The sequence below is a fragment of the Mesorhizobium sp. B2-5-7 genome (assembly GCF_006440875.1).
Taxonomy (GTDB): Bacteria; Pseudomonadota; Alphaproteobacteria; order Rhizobiales; family Rhizobiaceae; genus Mesorhizobium; species Mesorhizobium australicum.
Map to the genome: position 1 here is coordinate 18,975 of NZ_VFUO01000006.1, position 17,152 is coordinate 36,126.

18 protein-coding genes are annotated in these 17,152 nt (G+C 62.8%); 8 read left to right on the forward strand and 10 right to left on the reverse strand.

What is annotated here, in order from left to right; translation table 11 throughout:
* The first annotated feature begins 46 nt into the window (after positions 1–46).
* From FJ543_RS24020 to FJ543_RS24035, 4 genes are all read left to right on the forward strand, one after another.
* A complete protein-coding gene (locus FJ543_RS24020) occupies positions 47–1,213 on the forward strand; it encodes a mandelate racemase/muconate lactonizing enzyme family protein (RefSeq protein WP_140877765.1) in 1,167 nt (388 codons plus the stop codon).
* Positions 1,214–1,268: 55 nt separating this feature from the next.
* On the forward strand, positions 1,269–2,627 hold the full coding sequence (locus FJ543_RS24025) for a mandelate racemase/muconate lactonizing enzyme family protein (protein ID WP_140877767.1): 1,359 nt from the start codon (positions 1,269–1,271) through the stop codon (positions 2,625–2,627).
* A gap of 105 nt (positions 2,628–2,732) precedes the next feature.
* Positions 2,733–3,059, forward strand: coding sequence for an NIPSNAP family protein (locus tag FJ543_RS24030; RefSeq protein WP_015319193.1), 327 nt, complete (start codon positions 2,733–2,735; stop codon positions 3,057–3,059).
* A 9-nt stretch (positions 3,060–3,068) separates the two neighbouring features.
* Entirely contained in the window at positions 3,069–4,268 is a 1,200-nt protein-coding gene (locus FJ543_RS24035) for a mandelate racemase/muconate lactonizing enzyme family protein (RefSeq protein ID WP_140790632.1), read from the forward strand.
* Positions 4,269–4,380: 112 nt separating this feature from the next.
* Here the strand turns inward: FJ543_RS24035 and FJ543_RS24040 are convergent, their stop codons facing one another.
* From FJ543_RS24040 to FJ543_RS24060, 5 genes are all read right to left on the reverse strand, one after another.
* Complete coding sequence (locus FJ543_RS24040; RefSeq protein ID WP_015319191.1) at positions 4,381–4,974, reverse strand: DJ-1/PfpI family protein; 594 nt, start codon at positions 4,972–4,974, stop codon at positions 4,381–4,383.
* Between the two features lie 67 nt (positions 4,975–5,041).
* Positions 5,042–5,992: a substrate-binding domain-containing protein gene (locus FJ543_RS24045; protein WP_140877769.1), complete on the reverse strand. Its 951-nt coding sequence runs from the start codon at positions 5,990–5,992 to the stop codon at positions 5,042–5,044.
* A gap of 56 nt (positions 5,993–6,048) precedes the next feature.
* A complete protein-coding gene (locus FJ543_RS24050; protein ID WP_085986609.1) occupies positions 6,049–7,038 on the reverse strand; it encodes an ABC transporter permease in 990 nt (329 codons plus the stop codon).
* Positions 7,035–8,627, reverse strand: a complete 1,593-nt coding sequence (locus FJ543_RS24055) for a sugar ABC transporter ATP-binding protein (RefSeq protein WP_140877771.1) — start codon at positions 8,625–8,627, stop codon at positions 7,035–7,037. Before FJ543_RS24055 ends, FJ543_RS24050 begins: the two co-directional genes overlap by 4 nt.
* Before the next feature lie 11 nt (positions 8,628–8,638).
* A complete protein-coding gene (locus FJ543_RS24060; RefSeq protein WP_140877774.1) occupies positions 8,639–9,340 on the reverse strand; it encodes a GntR family transcriptional regulator in 702 nt (233 codons plus the stop codon).
* A 154-nt stretch (positions 9,341–9,494) separates the two neighbouring features.
* On the opposite strand from FJ543_RS24060, the gene FJ543_RS24065 reads away from it, so the two are divergent.
* The 4 genes from FJ543_RS24065 to FJ543_RS24080 all read left to right on the forward strand — a co-directional run bounded on the left by FJ543_RS24065 (position 9,495) and on the right by FJ543_RS24080 (position 13,672).
* Positions 9,495–10,721 carry an iron-containing alcohol dehydrogenase gene (locus FJ543_RS24065; RefSeq protein WP_140877776.1) on the forward strand — a complete coding sequence of 409 codons (1,227 nt, stop codon included), beginning with the start codon at positions 9,495–9,497 and terminating at the stop codon, positions 10,719–10,721.
* A gap of 17 nt (positions 10,722–10,738) precedes the next feature.
* On the forward strand, positions 10,739–12,226 hold the full coding sequence (locus FJ543_RS24070) for an NAD-dependent succinate-semialdehyde dehydrogenase (protein WP_140877778.1): 1,488 nt from the start codon (positions 10,739–10,741) through the stop codon (positions 12,224–12,226).
* Positions 12,227–12,235: 9 nt separating this feature from the next.
* Positions 12,236–13,051: an alpha/beta hydrolase gene (locus tag FJ543_RS24075; RefSeq protein WP_140877780.1), complete on the forward strand. Its 816-nt coding sequence runs from the start codon at positions 12,236–12,238 to the stop codon at positions 13,049–13,051.
* Between the two features lie 84 nt (positions 13,052–13,135).
* A complete protein-coding gene (locus tag FJ543_RS24080) occupies positions 13,136–13,672 on the forward strand; it encodes a hypothetical protein (RefSeq protein WP_140877782.1) in 537 nt (178 codons plus the stop codon).
* Between the two features lie 37 nt (positions 13,673–13,709).
* Here FJ543_RS24080 and FJ543_RS24085 read toward each other — a convergent pair whose 3' ends face one another.
* From FJ543_RS24085 to FJ543_RS24105, 5 genes are read right to left on the reverse strand one after another with little or no spacing between them, the layout of a single operon-like run.
* Complete coding sequence (locus tag FJ543_RS24085) at positions 13,710–14,273, reverse strand: hypothetical protein (RefSeq protein WP_140823513.1); 564 nt, start codon at positions 14,271–14,273, stop codon at positions 13,710–13,712.
* Positions 14,270–14,842 carry a L,D-transpeptidase gene (locus FJ543_RS24090; protein ID WP_140877784.1) on the reverse strand — a complete coding sequence of 191 codons (573 nt, stop codon included), beginning with the start codon at positions 14,840–14,842 and terminating at the stop codon, positions 14,270–14,272. The genes FJ543_RS24085 and FJ543_RS24090 overlap by 4 nt, the downstream gene beginning before the upstream one ends.
* A complete protein-coding gene (locus tag FJ543_RS24095) occupies positions 14,829–15,992 on the reverse strand; it encodes an AAA family ATPase (RefSeq protein ID WP_015319180.1) in 1,164 nt (387 codons plus the stop codon). The genes FJ543_RS24090 and FJ543_RS24095 overlap by 14 nt, the downstream gene beginning before the upstream one ends.
* The gene (locus FJ543_RS24100; protein ID WP_140877786.1) at positions 15,989–16,624 is read right to left on the reverse strand and encodes a TadE/TadG family type IV pilus assembly protein; all 636 of its coding nucleotides are present in this window, start codon (positions 16,622–16,624) and stop codon (positions 15,989–15,991) included. Before FJ543_RS24100 ends, FJ543_RS24095 begins: the two co-directional genes overlap by 4 nt.
* A complete protein-coding gene (locus tag FJ543_RS24105; RefSeq protein WP_140877788.1) occupies positions 16,618–17,115 on the reverse strand; it encodes a TadE/TadG family type IV pilus assembly protein in 498 nt (165 codons plus the stop codon). The genes FJ543_RS24100 and FJ543_RS24105 overlap by 7 nt, the downstream gene beginning before the upstream one ends.
* Positions 17,116–17,152 lie beyond the last annotated feature (37 nt).

Genomic DNA, 17,152 nt, shown 5'->3' on the forward strand with positions numbered 1-17,152 from the left:
CAGGTCTGGAACAGCGTGGTTGACCACTAGTGAAAAGGCAGTTGAAATGAAAATCACGAGCGTTCGGCCGTGGCTGATCAAGTCTGGTGCTTCCTATTGGGGGGAATTCCTGTTCGTCGAGGTAACGACAGACGAGGGAGTGAGCGGCTGGGGAGAGATCACCACCACCACGAAGCTCGCCAACCGCGCCCTCTGCACGATCCTTCGACAGATCGGAGCCGCCGTGACAGGCGAAGATCCGGCGCGTATCGAATGCCTCTGGCACAAGATCTTCCGCGGCTTCACCTATATGGGTAGCCGTGGCGCCGCGGTCGAATGCGTGAGCGCGATCGACATAGCCCTCTGGGACATCAGGGGCAAAGTCCTCGGCAAGCCGATCTACGAGCTGTTGGGCGGGCCGGTCCGCGATGAGATCGCGCTCTACACCCATCCCAACCAGGCCAAATTCACCAGCAAGGACGCTGTGGTGCGCGAAATCCTGGACATCGTCGAGTCCGGACATACTGCTCTAAAGTTCGACCCCTTCCCCCACCAGGGTCGCGATGCCGACGGTGTGTCGCGCGAACAGCGGGACGGCTATCTCGACGGCGGCATGACCCGCAAGGACGAGCGCGAGGCTGCCGAACTCACGGCTCTGATCCGAGAAACGGCAGGCCCCGACATCGACATCCTCATCGATGCGCACGGCCGCTTCGATGTTCCGACCGCCATTCGCCTCTGTCGCAGCCTCGAGGAAGCCGGCCAGATCGACTGGTTCGAGGAGCCATGCCCGCCCGAGAGCCTTAACGCCCTCAAGCAGGTTCGCGAGAAGGTCAGTGCCGCTATCTCTTGGGGCGAGCGTGGCCACACAAAGTGGGATTTCGTGCCGGTTCTCGAGAACAAGCTCGCCGACTACATCATGCCTGACGTCACCTGGACCGGCGGAATTACCGAACTCAAGAAGATTTCCGCCCTGTGCGAAGCCTACTACATCCCAGTCTCGCCGCATGACGCCGCGGGACCGATCAACGTGGTTGCGGGAGCGCAGGTGATGATGACCGTTCCGAACTTCTACAAGCTCGAAACGTCGGAGTGGAATTTGGGCAAGTACGATCATCTTATCGACGAGCCGCTCGATGTTTCGAACGGTAGCCTCAAGCTCTCGTTGAGGCCGGGTCTCGGCATCGAGATGAACCGCGATTACCTGCAAGCCCATGAGATCGAACTGGGCTAGCAACGCAATCGGCAGCATGCGGGCGACAACCCGCAAATCAGAACGGGGATAAGTCATGCCAAAGACGGATGGAGCCGACGAGGCCCTCAACCGGGTCAACACCAACTCGAAGCCGTCCGAGCTTCGCATCACCGACATGCGGGTGGCCGAGATCGTCGGTGCACCGTTCACCTCGGCGCTGCTCAAGATCTATACCAATCAAGGCATCGTCGGGCTTGGCGAGGTGCGCGACGGCGCCAGCGCCACCTACGCACTGATGCTGAAGAGCCGGCTGCTTGGCGAGAACCCCTGCGACATCGATCGCCTGTTTCGCCGCATCAAGCAATTCGGCGGGCACGGTCGGCAGGGCGGCGGCGTCTCGGCGGTCGAGATCGCGCTCTGGGATCTCGCCGGCAAGGCCTATGGCGTTCCCATCTACCAGATGCTCGGCGGCAAGTTCCGCGATCAGGTGCGCGTCTATTGCGATACCGATGCCGAGAAACCAAGCGGCACCGAAACCGGAAAGCGCCTCAAGCAGCGCATGGACCGTGGTTTCACCTTCCTCAAGATGGACCTGGGCTTGATGCAGATCGCCCATGTCCCGGGCGCCGTATCCGCGCCCGCCGGCGCGCTCGAAGGGTTTCATGCCAATCCGCGCGGCCGTGGCGGCACGCTTGAGGAGCGCAAGGCCCGCAATCTTGCCTACGACGCGCAGAACGTGCAGCACCCGTTCACCGGCCTGCATTTCACCGAGAAGGGGATCGACCTGCTCGAGCAGTACATCCACGAGGTTCGCGAGGTGATCGGATACGAGATCCCGCTCGCCATCGACCATGTCGGCCACATCTCGCTGCAGGACGGCATACGCCTGTCGCGTCGCATCGAGAAATACGCCCCGGCCTGGCTGGAGGATGTGATCCCCTGGCAACACACCGAGCAGTACCGACAATTGCAGGGGGCCACCACGGTGCCGATGTGCACCGGCGAAGACATCTACCTCAAGGAAGGCTTCGAGCCGCTGCTCAAGAGCGGCGGCCTCTCCGTCATCCACCCGGACCTGCTCACCAGTGGGGGTATTCTCGAGACCAAGAAGATCGGCGACATGGCGCAGGATCACGGTGTCGCCATGGCCATCCATATGGCCGAAAGCCCGATCGCCGCGATGGCCGCCGCGCATGTCGCGACCGCTACCGAAAATTTCATGGCGCTCGAATACCACTCTGCCGATGTCGACTGGTGGGACGATATCGTCACAGGCCTTCCCAAGCCTCTGGTGAAGGACGGCTTCATCACCGTGCCCGACAAGCCGGGGCTGGGCATAGACGATGTGATCGACGAGGTGATCAGCCAGCATCTGCAGCCCGGTGTCACCGGGATATGGCAATCCACCGAGCATTGGGACAATGAATATAGCTGGGACCGGACCTGGAGTTAGCCCAGACTCCTGCCCTCACTCTCCCCTGGCTCATAGGGCCGACGACTGACTATTCGTGTCGACCTCTCTCCCAAGGGAGAGGCGAAGAAAGAAACGGACGAAACCATGATCTACGAACTGCGTATCTATGACTGCCTGCCGGGCAGGCTGCCGGCGTTGCTCAAGCGCTTTTCCGAGCAGACGCTGGCCATCTGGGAGAGGCATGGCATCCGCCAGGCCGGGTTTTTCACTACGGTGATCGGCGAAAACAGCAATCGCCTCACCTATTTCCTAGCCTGGGAATCACTGGCCGAGCGTGAGGCGAAATGGACGGCTTTCGTCACCGATCCGGCATGGCACAGGGCCCGGGACGAGTCCGAGCGCGACGGGCAGATCGTTGCCAATATCAGCAGCCAGCTGCTCACGCCGACAGCTTTCTCGTCCGTGAGATAGGACTGCGGCATGAAAATCACCGATCTCCGCTGTGCCGTCATCGGGCGGCATCCCATCGTTCGCGTCGTCACTGACGAGGGCCTCTACGGTCTGAGCGAAGTCGAGTTCACCAAGACCTATCTCAAGCCCTTTGTGCTGCACTTCCGCGAGGCGCTGATCGGCGAGGATCCGACCGATGTCGAGCGGGTCATGTTGAAGATTCGCCAACGCGGTTCTTTCAAACCTTATGGCGCGGCGGTCAGCGCTATCGAACATGCGCTTTGGGACATTGCCGGCAAGGCCGCGGGCGTGCCGGCCTACAAGCTGCTCGGCGGCAAGGTGCGCGACAAGGTACGCGTCTATAACGGCTCGATACGCCAGAAGCGCACAGGCGACCGGCCGGAGGACTACGCCGCAGACGTCAAATGGATGATGGAGCAGCCGCAGAATTTCTTCATGGTCAAGCAAGGAATCTCGTTCCATTCCAACATGAAGGACACCATCGAGGACTTCCATTACGGCGTGACGCAGAAGAAGGCCGGCTATCACGGTGCCATGGATCAGGGCGTGATCAGCGAACGCGGTTTCAACCACATGCTCGACTGCGTGATCGCGATGAAGGAAGTGCTGGGCGATAAGGTCAGCCTGGCACTCGACTGCGGCCCGGGCTGGATGCTGCCCGATGCGATCAAGTTCGCCCGCGCGGTCGAGAAGTACAATCTGATGTGGCTGGAGGACATGCTGACCGGCGACTATGTGCCGTGGGTCAATCCGCAGGCCTACCGGGAACTGACCACCTCCACTTCGACGCCGATCCATACCGGCGAGCAGATTTACCTCAGGCACAATTTCAAGGAGCTGATCGAGACGCAGGCGGTGCGCGTCATCGGCCCCGATCCTGCCGACATCGGCGGCATTGCCGAGCTCAAATGGGTCGCCGAGCACGCTTATATGCACTCGATCCTGATGGCGCCGCATGGCACGGCGAATGGCCTGCTGGGCCTCGGGGCGCTGATCAACGTCTGCGCCACCTTGCCCGCCAATTACGTGGCGTTCGAATATCCCAGTGCCTCGGACCCCTGGTGGAACGACATCGTCATTGGCCTGCCCAAGCAGATCGTGAAGGACAGCATGGTGGATCTGCTGGAAGCACCAGGGCTAGGCCTCGATATCGACGCCGAAGGCGCCAGGAAGTATTTGCTGGCGGAGGATGCCGGCTTCTTCGATTGACCGGCGACGGTGGCCCTCGATCTCATCGACCGAGGGCCCGCTTCAAAGACTCGTGGATGCACATCCCATCACAAACAGAAGCCGGCGCATTGTTGACGCGCGCCGACCTTGTTTAATTATGGCGAATCTCGGTCCCGAGCACCTTCAGGCATTCGCGGATGAAGGCAGCGAGGGCTGTCCATCCCTTGGCCGACACCATGGTTCCGTCGACATACGCCTCCGTCGGCGACAGGTCGATGTAGGTGCCGCCGGCCAGCGTCACTTCCGGTTCGCAAGCGGCGAGCGCGCCGACCTTCTTGCCGCGCACGACACCGTCCACGGCAATCAGAATCTGGACCCCATGGCAGATCGTGAAGATCGGCTTCTGGGTATCGTGGAAGTGGCGCACCATGGCTTGCACCCGTTTGTCGGTGCGGATGTATTCCGGGCCGCGGCCGCCGGCGCAATATACGGCATGGTATTGATCGAGCTGCTTTTCCGCTTCGGCAAACGTTTTGTTGATCACCTGAAAATGGCCGAGCTTTTCGGTGTAGGTCTGGTCGCCCTCGAAGTCGTGCAGGGAGGTCTTGATGAGGTCTCCGGCCTTCTTGTCCGGGCAGACCACGTGGACGGTGTGACCGACGGCTTCCATTGCTTGCTGGTAGACGAAGATCTCGTACTCCTCGGTGAACTCGCCGGTGAGCATCAATATTTTCTTGCCTGACATGATCATGTCCTCTGTCGTGTGAAAGGGGCGGGGCGAGTCATGCTGCGCCCCGCATTGATTGCGTTCTTCAGAACGGAGAGTCGGGGAAGAAGTATTCCTTGGCGTTGTCCTTGGTGATCAGCGGCGCGTCCAGCTTGACGGCGCCGCGAACCGGGGCCTGGCCAACCAAATTGGCCATGGTCATGTATATGGCCGTCTTGATCATGGACGGCGGGTAGGGAGTCTCGACGGGGGTCATGGTGTCGCCGTCGATGACCTTCTTGACGATGTCCTTCATGCCGTTGCCGCCAAGCGCCAGCTTGATATCGGTGCGGCCCGACTGCTTGACCGCCTCGAGCACCCCCAGCAGCATGTCGTCATCGTTCGCCCACACCGCGTCGATATGCGGATATTTGGCGAGGTAGTCCTGCATCAGCTTGAAGGCTTCGTCGCTGTTCCAATGAGCGTACTGAATGTCGAGAACCTTGAGGCCGGTCCCGGCGATGGCGTCCTGAAAGCCCTTGATGCGCTCGTCGTCGATCACCGTTGGGATGCCGCGCAGGACAACCAGGTCGCCCCTGCCGCCAAGCTTGTCGATCATGTATTTCGCGGTGTTGCGCCCGACGGCGATGTTGTCGCCGGCGACGTAGAGGCCCTGGACGGTCGGGTCGGTCAGGCCACGGTCGACGACGGTGATGAAGGTGCCCTTCTCCTTGATGGCCTTGACCGGTTCGGTCAATTCTTCCGAGGAGTAAGGCAGGATCACCAGCGCATCGATCTTGCGTGAGGCGGAGAGATCCTCGATCGCCGACACCTGATCGGCCGCCGACGGCGACGTCTTTACGATGACCTCGACGCCGGGGAAAGCCGCGTTGATTTCCTTGGCGGCCGTCTGCGCGTGATAGACGACGCCGGCGGTCCAGCCGTGGTCGGCGGCCGGTATCGAAACGGCGATGACTTTCTTGTCCTCGGCCATGGCATGGCCAGTCAGCAGCAGCGTGCCGAGCGCGGCCGCAGCCATCCATTTTTTACTGAACATTTTCTTCTCCCAGATTGGACCTGCAAAGACCGCACCCGTGTGGTCCGGACACGGGGCTATTTCGAATTCGAGAGCCTCTGAATGAGCATCGCGATGATGATGATGACGCCCTGAACCGCGGCAACCAGGTACTCGGAGACGAAGTCCGACAGCACCATGAGATTGGCGATCAGCTCCAGAATGACGGCGCCGGCGACGGTTCCCCAGACATGACCCTTGCCGCCACGCAGCGCCGTGCCGCCGATCACCACGGCGGTGATCACCTGCAGTTCCCAGAGCTGCCCGGTGGTCGGCGTTGCGGCACCTAGTCGCGGTACGTAGCAGATCGCGGCGATGGCTACGCAGACGCCTTGGACGATGTAAGCAATGGTGCGCGTCTTGATGACGGAGATGCCGGAATAGCGCGCGACGTCCTCGTTTGCGCCCACCGCCGCACATTTGCGCCCATACTTCATCTTGTAGAGGACGAACGATGCGACCGCGGCGACGGCGACGGATATCAGGATCGGGATCGGGACACCGCCGACGGTGCCGAAATAGACCGGCCGATACGCTTCGCGCAGCGACCGGTCTATCGGTATCGTGCCGCCGTCGGTCAGATAGGTGATCAACGCGCGGAAAATGCCCATTGTGCCGAGCGTCGCAATGAACGGTTCGATCCGGCCTATGGTGACGATCAGGCCGTTGGCGAGGCCACACATAAGACCGACCAGGGTCGCCACGAGCATTCCAGCCGGTATCGCCCACAGGCCGGCGTGCGGCGCCACCGCGTTCATGAACATGATGGTGATGCCGGTGACGAAGGCGGCCATCGAGCCGACGGAAAGATCGAGCCCTCCCGACGAGATAACGAACGTCGCGCCGACAGCGATGATGGCGATGAAGGCGCTGCGGGTGATGACGTTGGCAAGGTTGGTCGCGGAGAGGAAGTCTGGATTGATGAGGAAGCCGACCACCAGCAGGGCGGCCAATGCCAGGAAGGGACCCACGTCGGTCCAGGTGATGTTCAAATCACCGACGCGATGTGTGGATGGGGATCCGGTCATGACAGCCATTCTGTTCCTCCCTCGGCCTTCGGCCTCGGTTTCGGGCCGCTTGTCGCCAGCAGCGCCACATTGCTTTCGGTCATCTCGGCGCCTTGGACCTCGCCCGTCAGGCGGCCTTCCCGCATGACGAGGATGCGGTCGCAGATGCCGATCAGCTCCTGCATTTCCGACGAGATGACGATGCAGGCTTTGCCGCTGCCGACGATGGCGTGGATGAAGGCGTAGATCTGAGCCTTGTTGGCGATGTCGATGCCACGGGTCGGTTCATCGATGACGACCACAGAGGGGTTGGTGAGCAGCACCTTGGCGAGCAGCAGCTTCTGCTGATTGCCGCCGGAAAGCTGTCCCGCCTTCACGCCAGGGCTCTTGAGCCGGATATCGTAGCTCCGGACGGCCTCTGTCAGCGCGGCCGACTCGCGGCGTCTGCTCAGAGCCAATGCGGGATGGAACCGTTCAAGTGCGGAAAGCGTGAGGTTGGGCGCCAGCCGTTCCTCGAGGAGCAGGCCCTTGCTCTTTCGGTCCTCGGTCAGGTAACCGATGCCTGCGTCGATCGCTTCGCGTTGCGAGCGGATCCGGACGGGCCGTCCCTCGAGTTCGATCACGGCGTGGGCCGGACGCAGGCCCACCAGCCCTTCGAACAATTCCGTGCGGCCCGCGCCGATCATGCCGGCAAAGCCAAGAATTTCGCCCCTGTGAACGGTGAAAGAGACGTCTTCGGCGTAGCCCGGGACGGTGGCGCTTTTCACGCTCAGCATCGGCTCATCGGACGGTGCACTCTTCTGCGGGTAGAGCGTTGCAAGCTCGCGGCCGACCATCAGGCGTGCCATGTCCATCTGCGTCAGGGCCGTGCCCGGATAGGTGCCGATCATCCTGCCGTCGCGCAGCACGGTCACCTTGTCGGCAAGCTGCCGCACCTCATCCAGCCGATGGCTGATATAGAGGACGGCCGTGCCGTGGGCCTTTAGCTGCCGGACGATTTCGAGGAGCCGATCCACTTCCTCGCCGGTCAGCACGGCGGTCGGCTCGTCGAAGATCACGACCTTGTAGTCGTCGAGCAGCGCGCGGGCGATCTGGACCAACTGGCGGTCGGCCAGCGAGATGTCGCGCACCAGCGCGGTCGGCGAGACCGAGCAGCCGATCCGTGCCAGCTTTTCGGCTGCCAGGCGCCGCATGGCGCGGTCGTCCATCACATGGCGGCGCGAAAGCTCGCGGCCGAGAAATAGATTGTCCGTCACCGTAAGCGCTTCGGCGAGCAGGATCTCCTGGTGGACGAGGGCGATACCGGCTTTCTGGGCCTGGTCGGGCTTGGCGAACGTCACCGGCCGACCGGCCATGGACAAGGTGCCGCGGGTTGGCTCGGCATAGCCGGACAGCAGCCGCATCAAAGTGGATTTTCCGGCACCGTTCTCGCCGATGATGGCGTGGATTTCGCCCGGCAGGATGTCGAGCGTGACGTCGGAGAGCACGGTCACCGGCCCATATTGCTTCGAGAGACCCTGAGAGCGCAGCACCGGCTCCACGGCCCCAGGCGCATTGCCGCCGGGCAGCGCACTTCCTCCCTCTCCGGCAATATTGGCGGTAACGGACATTCGTTCAGGCCTCAATCGAAGGCCGGCAGCAGGCGATCGCGCGAGTGCTCGATGTGGGCGCGCATTGCTTTCGCGGCGGCATCCGGATCGGCAGAGCCGAACGCGGCGAGGATCGCCTCATGCTCGTCCAGCGCCTCCTCGGTCACGCGGGAATGGTACATCAGGCGGAAAATGTGGAAGTGGGTGTGTTGAAAACCCAGCGTCTCGCGGATGAGCTCGTTTTCGGCGTATTCCATGATCTTGTCGTGGAAGATCGCGTCCTGCCTGGCGAAGTTCGAATAGCGCAGGCGCTCGTCCTTGCCCTCGCGGCGCGACATCACGCCTGCGGCCTTCAGCAGCGTGCCGAGTTTGGCCTCGTCCATCGTGGCAGCGGCTTTCGCCGCGCCGTGCGGTTCGAGCAGGAGACGCATTTCGTACAATTCGTCGAAACGACGCCGCGTGATCTGCGGCGCGGCGCGATATCCGATCAGGTGCGTCTTCAGAACCAGTCCTTCGCCTTCGAGACGCCCCAGCGCCTCGCGGATCGGCGTATGGGAAACGTCGAACTCCTTGACCAGATTGTCGACGGTGATGCGCGAACCGGGCGCGATCTTCAGCGACATCAGCTGGGCGAAGATGGCCTCGTAGACGTCCTCGGCCAGGCTGCCGGCCCGCTGAATGCGGCCCGCTCCCGTGGGCGTTTCACCATTATTGCTCAAACTGACAGGTTGCATTTTTCGCCTCTCGACAGGACAGACTGCTAACACGAGGGTTTGACCGATGCAATACTATATCCTATACGATTTGTTGGCGCCGCTCAGTTGAGGATTTTTCGGTGCGGATTTTTGCAATGCGTTTCTCCGAAACTCGCCAAGGATGCAGCCTGTCATGAGCCTTCTCACAGCCCTCCGGCTCCCACGCGAAATTCTGTTCGGGAAGGGACAGCGTCATGCGCTGCCGACCGTGGCCGGCCGCCACGGCCGCCGCGCCCTGGTCTGCACCGACGAACGTTTCGCCGGCACCGGCGTGTTCGCCGAAATGATGGAATCCCTGTGGTCGGCGTCGATCGACGTGCTGGTTCACGACGGTGTCCTTCCGGACGTGCCGCGCGATTCGGTGGCGGTCTGCGTCGAGGAAGCGAGGGGCTTCCGGCCAGATATGGTGATCGGCATCGGCGGCGGCAGCTGTCTCGATTTCGCCAAATGTGCCGCCTTGCTGATCAGCCATGGCGGCGAGCTGCGGGACTACTACGGCGAGTTCAAGGTCCCGGGGCCGATGCTGCCGCTGATCGCCGTGCCGACCACGGCTGGCACAGGATCGGAGGTGACGCCCGTTGCAGTGATATCGGATCCGGACCGGACGCTCAAAGTCGGCATATCGAGCCCCTATCTCATTGCTGCCGTTGCCGTCTGCGACCCCGAACTGACAATGACTTGTCCGCCGGGCCTGACCGCGGTTGCCGGTGCCGACGCGCTCACGCATGCGATCGAGGCCTTTACGGCCATGCGCCGGGACGGGGACTTCAGCCTGCCGCAGCGCCACGTGTTCATCGGCAAGACGCCGCTGACCGACCATTTCGCGCTGCTGGCCGTCAAACTTCTCGGCCGCAGCCTGGAGAAGGCGTGCATTGACGGCGGCGACGCCGAGGCGCGCTCCGACGTGATGATGGGAGCGCTGGCTGCGGGTTGCGCGTTCGGCACCGCCGGCACGGCGGCAGCGCACGCGGTGCAATACCCGGCCGGCGCGCTCACACATACGCCGCATGGGCTGGGAGTGGCGACAATGATGCCTTACGTCATGAGCTACAACAGCCGCGTGGCCGCGGCTGAGATCGCCGAGATAGGGATTGCTCTTGGCCTCGAGCCGAACGGTCGTGGCGTCGACGAAATGGCGGACGCGACCATCGAGGAGATCAGGCGCTTGTTTGCGGCGATCGGCATCACCCCGACGCTGGCCGGTCTGGGGCTCCCGGCCGACAAGCTCGACTGGACCGCCGAGCAGGCGCTCGGCATCGATCGCCTGATCAAGAACAACCCGCGCCCATTCGACCTCGCCGCCATGCGCCGCCTTGTCCAGGCGGCCTATGACGGCGATCTCACCGCCTGCGCCATGTGAACGTCAGGAACAAGACGATGAACCTTCCCTACAATGCCTTCCCTCTCGATCAGGACCCGTACGACGTTCGGGGCTTTCCGCACCGGCTCTATATTGGCGGACAATGGCTGCCGTCGTCCGACGGCGGGCTCATCGAGGTCACCGATCCATCCTCCGGCGCGGTGATCGCGGCGGTCCCCGATGCGACCCTGGAGGATGCCGCCGCCGCGGTCGAGGCAGCGGCCAAGGCCGCCAAGGGGTGGCGCGAGACAGCGCCGCGCAAGCGCTCGGAGATTCTCAGGCGCTGTTTCGAGCTGATGGTCGAGCGGTCGGAGACGCTTGCCATGCTGATCTCGCTGGAGAACGGCAAGGCCCTGCGCGACGCGCGCGGCGAGGTCGCCTATGCAGCTGAATTCTTCCGCTGGAACGCCGAGGAAGCGGTTCGTATCACCGGCGAGTTCGGCACCGCTCCATCCGGGACCAACCGCATCGTCGTCGACTACCAGCCGATCGGCATCTGCGTCCTCATCACGCCGTGGAATTTCCCCGCCGCGATGGCGACGCGCAAGATCGCACCGGCACTGGCGGCAGGCTGCACGGTCATTCTGAAACCGGCCAGCGAGACGCCGCTGACCGCCTATGCGCTGGCCGCGCTCTACAGCGAAGCCGGCGTACCGGACGGTGTCGTGAACGTGCTGACGACGTCGACACCCGGCCCCCTGACGTCGGCCATGCTGGCCGATCCGCGCGTCAGGAAGCTCTCCTTCACCGGTTCGACCGGGATCGGCCGGGCCTTGCTCGCCGAGGCCGCCAAGCATGTGATTTCCTGTTCCATGGAGCTTGGCGGCAATGCACCCTTCATCGTCTTCGACGATGCCGATCTCGACGCGGCCCTCGACGGCGCCATGATCGCCAAAATGCGCAATGCCGGCGAAGCCTGTACGGCTGCCAATCGCATCTACGTCCAGTCCGGCATCCACGATGCGTTCGCCGACGGTCTTGCGCGGCGCATGGCTGCGCTCAAGATCGGCGCCGGCACCAAGGCGGACACCGAATGTGGACCCATGATCACCAAGAAGGCGGTCGACAAGATCGACCGGCTGGTCAAGGACGCGGTCAGCCGGGGGGCCAAGGTACTGTGCGGCGGCTCGGTGCCTGAAGGGGATGGCTTTTTCTATCCGCCGACCGTCTTGTCCGAAGTCTCGCCGGACGCCGACATGGCGCATGAGGAGATCTTCGGCCCGGTAGCGCCCATCACCCGCTTCGAGAGCGAGGCGCAGGCCATCCTCCACGCCAACAACACCGAATACGGCCTCGCCGCCTATCTCTACACCCGCGATGTGGCACGCGGCATGCGGGTGGCCGCCGAGATCGAGGCCGGCATGATCGGCCTCAACCGCGGCCTGATGTCGGATCCCGCCGCGCCCTTCGGCGGAGTCAAGCAGAGCGGCCTCGGGCGGGAAGGGGGCCAGCATCACGGCATCGCCGAGTTCATGGAGGCCAAATACATCGCTGTAACCTTCTGAGCGGACACCATGTCGAAGGACCCTTTTCGCACCCGCGACCACGTTGCCGATTTCGATGACATCGTGGCCGACATCGTCGCCCGCAGCACCGCGACGCGGGCTTCGCTGCCGATGCTTGCGGACATCGCCTATGGTCCGCACGAGGCCGAACGCCTCGACCTGTTCTTTCCGGAGGGACCGCGCAGGGACCTCCCGGTGCACATCTTCATCCATGGCGGTTATTGGCGCATGTTCGCCAAGAGCGACTATTCCTACATTGCCGAAACGGCGACGAGCGCAGGGGCAATCGCGGTCGTGATCGACTACGCGCTGATGCCCGCCGTCAGGATGGCGGCAATCGTCGACCAGGTCCGGCGCGCGAGGCAATGGGTGCTGGATAATATTGCCAGCCATGGCGGCGATGCCGGTCGGCTAAGCGTCAGCGGTCATTCCGCCGGGGCGCATCTGGCGACTTTTTTGTTCGACGAGGGGTCGGCACATCCGCCGTCGGCGGCACTCCTGCTCGGCGGGCTCTACGATTTGAAGCCCCTCCAGCAATCCTTCCTTGAGCCCTTGATAGGCCTGACCGACACGGAAGTCGGGGCGTATTCGCCGATGAGCAAATCCCACTCGTCGCGGACAAAGGTCACGCTGCTGGTCGGCGAGCGGGAAACCGAACCGTTTCACCTGCAGGCCAAATTGTTTGCCGATCGCCTGACGGAGCAGCGCCTGACGGCCTCGATCGGCATCGTCGAGGGGCGCAATCACATGGACAGCGTCCGGGATTTGGGTGTCAGACATACAAAAGCGGGCACTTGGCTGTACGACCTGATCCGAGCCGCTTGATCGATCCTGTCTCAGCCGAACCTTTCCCCGTTAAGCCTTGCGCAACCTACGGCGCGTAATCTGCCTGCCAGATTGCGAGGCACCATGAAGCGCCAACCACTATTGCTTTTCGCCTTTCCTGCCTGTGTCCTGCTGATCCTGGCGGCGGAGCGAATGGCCACGCTCCTGCTCGGAACCTACCCCGCAAGCCCCGACATGTGGAAGATCTGGCTCGCCTTGCATCCCTCGTCGGGCATGGTCTGGCAGCAGGTCGATGTCTATCTGGGAGGGTCGATGGTCCTGGATTTCGCTCTGCTGGGCGCGGCGCTGGGGATCTGCTGGATGGCAAGCCGGGCCAGAAGGTCGGCCGCATTCTTTCTTGCCAACCACGGCATCTTGATCCTCGCGGCGTCGATGATCTTCATCGGTGGCCGTTCGCAGACCGCCAGCACCATCGCCGCGTTCACGGCGCCGAGCGGCTTTCGGTTCTCGCTGATGATGGACTTCACCTGGCTGAACTGCCTGCTGGCGGTCATCGGGGTCACCGCCTGCGCCTATTGCCACCTTGCCTATATCCGTGAACTCGGCATGCGCGTTGAATCGCGGCGCGTCCGGATCATGGCACTGCAGCGGGATTTCTAGACCAGCGCAGCGCTACGGGCCGCGCGCAGGTCCCGTCCTAGTTTATCTTGTGATAGGTGACCTTGCCTTCCGGCGATACGCTCCGCTGGTAGTTGGAGCTCGGCGCGGGAGGCGCTGCCGGTGCCGACCGCCTTCGCGTTACCCGCGGCATATCCCCGATGGCAGGCTCCGCGTCGGCGGCGCTGGCGACCGCCGCCATGTCTTCGGCGGGCGAGGGGAGTTCGACCACGCGCGGCTCCTCGCCACCGTGATTTCCCGACATCTCCGGTGGCTGCCGGGCGATGTTGGCGTTGACCTCGCCGAAGCTCGCCCGCAGCCGGTCGTCCAGCGCCTCGAACCGGCTTTGAAATCCATTGTTGACGGTGTCGAGCCGCGCGCTCATGCGCTGCTCGAACTGGCCGAGGTCCTCCAGTCGCGCCTCGATCGCGCGCAGATCGTTAATGCCGCGGTAGAGATAGACGGCCGCGGTGGCGTTCAGCAGGGCAAACAGCGCCAGGCCGACAGAGACGGCAAAAGCGAGCCTGGACCGGCTCTTCTCCCTGTCGAGCAATAGCGGTTCGACCGCTATCACAAGGTCGTCGGGATCGCTGATCGTCGTCATTGGACCACCACCTTGGTGCCGACAGGCACGCGCCTGAAAAGATCGATGACATCGGTATTGGTCAGGCGAAAACAGCCCGACGTGCCGTCGAAACCCACGCCCGAAGGGTCGTTGGTGCCATGGATGCGATAGAGCGTGTCGCGGCCGTCCCGAAGCAGATAGAGCGCCCTTGCGCCGAGCGGATTGTACGGCCCCGAGGGCACCATGTCAGGCAGTTCCGGCTGGCGGGCGCGCATTTCCCTGGGCGGCCGCCACGCCGGCCACTCGGTCTTGGCTCCCACCTGGACCGTACCCGTCCAGCCAAATCCATCGCGTCCGACACTGATCCGGTAGCGCAGGGCCTCGCCCTTGCCGGTCACCAGATAGAGCGCTTTTTCCTGCTTGCGGATGATGATGGTCCCGGTCTTCTCCCGGGTGGAAAACGCCACCGTCTTGCGCAGGCTGGGACCCATGGCCGGCAGAGGCGGGCGGCTGTCCGCCAACGCGGTCTGCCCGGCCGCGGGCGCCAGCGCCAGGCCAAGCAGGCAGGCGGCTGTCAGCCGCAAGCGATGGCCGCTAGCGGGCCGCATCGTCGAGCCGCTCGCGGAACATCTTCTTCAGGTCCTTGTTGAAGCGCGCCCGCCCATCCACTTCGGACGGCAGCATGGCGCGGTTCAGCGCGTCGGCCAGCAGGGCGTTGTCGAGGCCGACCGACTTGATGTGCGGCGCCTTGAAGATCTTCTCCAGCTCGCTGCGCGAGAAGTGGTTGCCGAACCATTTGCGCTTGTGCTTGTTGGCGACCAGCGTGATTGAGACGGCATTGCCGCGCAGCTCGCGGATCTTCTTGTAGAGCCGTTTGCCTTGCCGCAGCGAGGCGACATTGAGCTCGAAGACGATGAAGATCTCGTCGCTCGTCGACAGCACGGAATTGTGCCAGGGCGTCTCGATGTTCGGCAGGTCGATGACGATGTCGTCGAAACGGTAGGCGACGAGGTCGAGCAGCCGGAAGACGAAGTCGGCGCCCTGCGGCTCGAACGGCAGCTGCGGCCGCTCGAAGGCGTAGAGCGTCAGGCCGGAAGGCCGCGACAGCTTGATGACATCCATCAGTTCGACATCGAGCCGTTCCGGCTGGCCGATAATGCCGGCAAGGTCGAACTGGTTGAACAGGTTGAGATAGGCGCCGCAATTGGCGCTCTGGAAGTCGAGGTCGACCAGGCAGGTCGAGGCCGCGCGCTCGGTCGATTTCGAAGCCAGGAACTCGGCCGCCGACAGCGCCAGCGTCGTGGCGCCGGCGCCGCCGCTGGCGCTGATGAAGGTGATGATGCGGCTCTTGGCGCCCTGGTTGCCGCTGTCGTGGAAGGTGACGGCATTGAGCAGTTCCTTGCCGTCGAGCGGCTTGTGCAGCCAGTCCGAGGCATTCATGCGCACCAGGACGCGTGTCTGCTCCGACGTCAGCTCGTCGGAAACCGCGATCAGCGGCACACCAGCCCACAGCGCGCGCGCCTCGACGATGCCTGGATTGCCGAGCAATTCGCCATTGCCGAGATCGAGGATGACGATGCCCGGGCGCGTGTCGGCCGGCGGCCCCTTGAGAAAATCACCCGTCTCGGCTACCCGCACATCATAGATCGCCAGCGCATCGAGCCGCGTCGCCACATCGCGCTTGAAATTCGGATCCGAGGAAAACAGAGCCACCTGCTTGCGCTTGGTCGGGGTAACTTTGGTGCTGATGGCGTTCATGGGTAGGTGCTCTTCATGTCTTCGCCCGTGACCGTGCTCAGCATGGAGGGCATGGTGATGGTTCCGAATCCAAGAAACCCCGCCAGAAAGAAGAACTGGAAGGGATGTTTGACAATGCTAACGGTAATCGTCGGCACCGGGCCGCTTGGGCGTGTCCAGTAGCCGAGGCCTGAAGCCTGATATTGGATCTGGACCTCGGATTTCAGAAGGGTTGGCAGGAATGTCAGCATTCCCGGCCGGGTGCTGCTGCCGCTAAAAATAAAGTCGAAAGCGGCTTGGCTCACATTGAGGTTCTGGCATGTGGCGCCTGTTCCACATGTGCAAGATACAGCTCCGGCGGCACTGGCCGTACAGATGTAGCTGTAAGTGTTGGCTGGAACTGCCTTTCCCACATCCAGCGAGTTGCTGGGTATATTTGCCTCGAGCAGAAGTCCACTGGCGATCGGAGCGGAAATCTGCGCCAGCCTGGCCCCGGCCTGCACCGCTTTGTTGCCGGCGTTCCATTGATAGAAGGCGTAGCCGAAGTCGACGAACCCGAGCAGCAGAGTGAGCAGCATGGGCATTGCGATGGCCATCTCGACCATTGTCGCGCCGGAGTGATCTCTCCAGAACGTGCTGTGCGAAATCACCATCCGAAGACACGCTCCTGATGGAGCACGGAGAGCGTAAGGTTGCCAAAACCAAGATAAGACCAGAGGCCCAGAGTAGGGTACGGATATGCGGTGCTGACTTCCACGACAATGACCGTACCGGTGCTGCTGAGATAGAGCTGGGTACCGGTCGTAGCATCGATCGCCTGGATCGTTTGTGCCTTGCGGATGTCGACTTGACCCGTGGTCCACCCGGTAATCCTCGCGCTACCATTCGTGATGGCCCCGTTCACGGCAAGATTTTTTGCCAATCCCGAACAAGTGTCCCAGTCACTGCTGCAGCGGGCCATGTAGCGAGAGGCGTCCTCGACACCGGCTTCGAGAAGCAGACGCGTGTTGAAGATGTTGGAGAACTCGTAAACACCGGCCGACAGCAGCAACACGAATGGCGTGACGATCGCCACCTCGACCAGGGCTGCGCCTTGTTCGTCTTTGTGGAACCTCCGGAGGAACTGCTTCAGTGTGATGAGCATGGCGCTACCGATACAATTGCGCTTCGTTGCGCTGCAA

Excerpts from the sequence above, each read along its gene's own strand:
- FJ543_RS24095 (WP_015319180.1), bottom strand. The coding sequence starts at position 15,992 with ATGAACGCCATCAGCACCAAAGTTACCCCGACCAAGCGCAAGCAGGTG.
- FJ543_RS24070 (WP_140877778.1), top strand. The coding sequence starts at position 10,739 with ATGAACCTTCCCTACAATGCCTTCCCTCTCGATCAGGACCCGTACGAC.
- FJ543_RS24065 (WP_140877776.1), top strand. The coding sequence starts at position 9,495 with ATGAGCCTTCTCACAGCCCTCCGGCTCCCACGCGAAATTCTGTTCGGG.
- FJ543_RS24090 (WP_140877784.1), bottom strand. The coding sequence starts at position 14,842 with ATGCGGCCCGCTAGCGGCCATCGCTTGCGGCTGACAGCCGCCTGCCTG.
- FJ543_RS24040 (WP_015319191.1), bottom strand. The coding sequence starts at position 4,974 with ATGTCAGGCAAGAAAATATTGATGCTCACCGGCGAGTTCACCGAGGAG.
- FJ543_RS24085 (WP_140823513.1), bottom strand. The coding sequence starts at position 14,273 with ATGACGACGATCAGCGATCCCGACGACCTTGTGATAGCGGTCGAACCG.
- FJ543_RS24045 (WP_140877769.1), bottom strand. The coding sequence starts at position 5,992 with ATGTTCAGTAAAAAATGGATGGCTGCGGCCGCGCTCGGCACGCTGCTG.
- FJ543_RS24080 (WP_140877782.1), top strand. The coding sequence starts at position 13,136 with ATGAAGCGCCAACCACTATTGCTTTTCGCCTTTCCTGCCTGTGTCCTG.
- FJ543_RS24030 (WP_015319193.1), top strand. The coding sequence starts at position 2,733 with ATGATCTACGAACTGCGTATCTATGACTGCCTGCCGGGCAGGCTGCCG.
- FJ543_RS24020 (WP_140877765.1), top strand. The coding sequence starts at position 47 with ATGAAAATCACGAGCGTTCGGCCGTGGCTGATCAAGTCTGGTGCTTCC.
- FJ543_RS24055 (WP_140877771.1), bottom strand. The coding sequence starts at position 8,627 with ATGTCCGTTACCGCCAATATTGCCGGAGAGGGAGGAAGTGCGCTGCCC.
- FJ543_RS24060 (WP_140877774.1), bottom strand. The coding sequence starts at position 9,340 with ATGCAACCTGTCAGTTTGAGCAATAATGGTGAAACGCCCACGGGAGCG.
- FJ543_RS24100 (WP_140877786.1), bottom strand. The coding sequence starts at position 16,624 with ATGGTGATTTCGCACAGCACGTTCTGGAGAGATCACTCCGGCGCGACA.
- FJ543_RS24075 (WP_140877780.1), top strand. The coding sequence starts at position 12,236 with ATGTCGAAGGACCCTTTTCGCACCCGCGACCACGTTGCCGATTTCGAT.
- FJ543_RS24050 (WP_085986609.1), bottom strand. The coding sequence starts at position 7,038 with ATGACCGGATCCCCATCCACACATCGCGTCGGTGATTTGAACATCACC.
- FJ543_RS24035 (WP_140790632.1), top strand. The coding sequence starts at position 3,069 with ATGAAAATCACCGATCTCCGCTGTGCCGTCATCGGGCGGCATCCCATC.
- FJ543_RS24025 (WP_140877767.1), top strand. The coding sequence starts at position 1,269 with ATGCCAAAGACGGATGGAGCCGACGAGGCCCTCAACCGGGTCAACACC.
- FJ543_RS24105 (WP_140877788.1), bottom strand. The coding sequence starts at position 17,115 with ATGCTCATCACACTGAAGCAGTTCCTCCGGAGGTTCCACAAAGACGAA.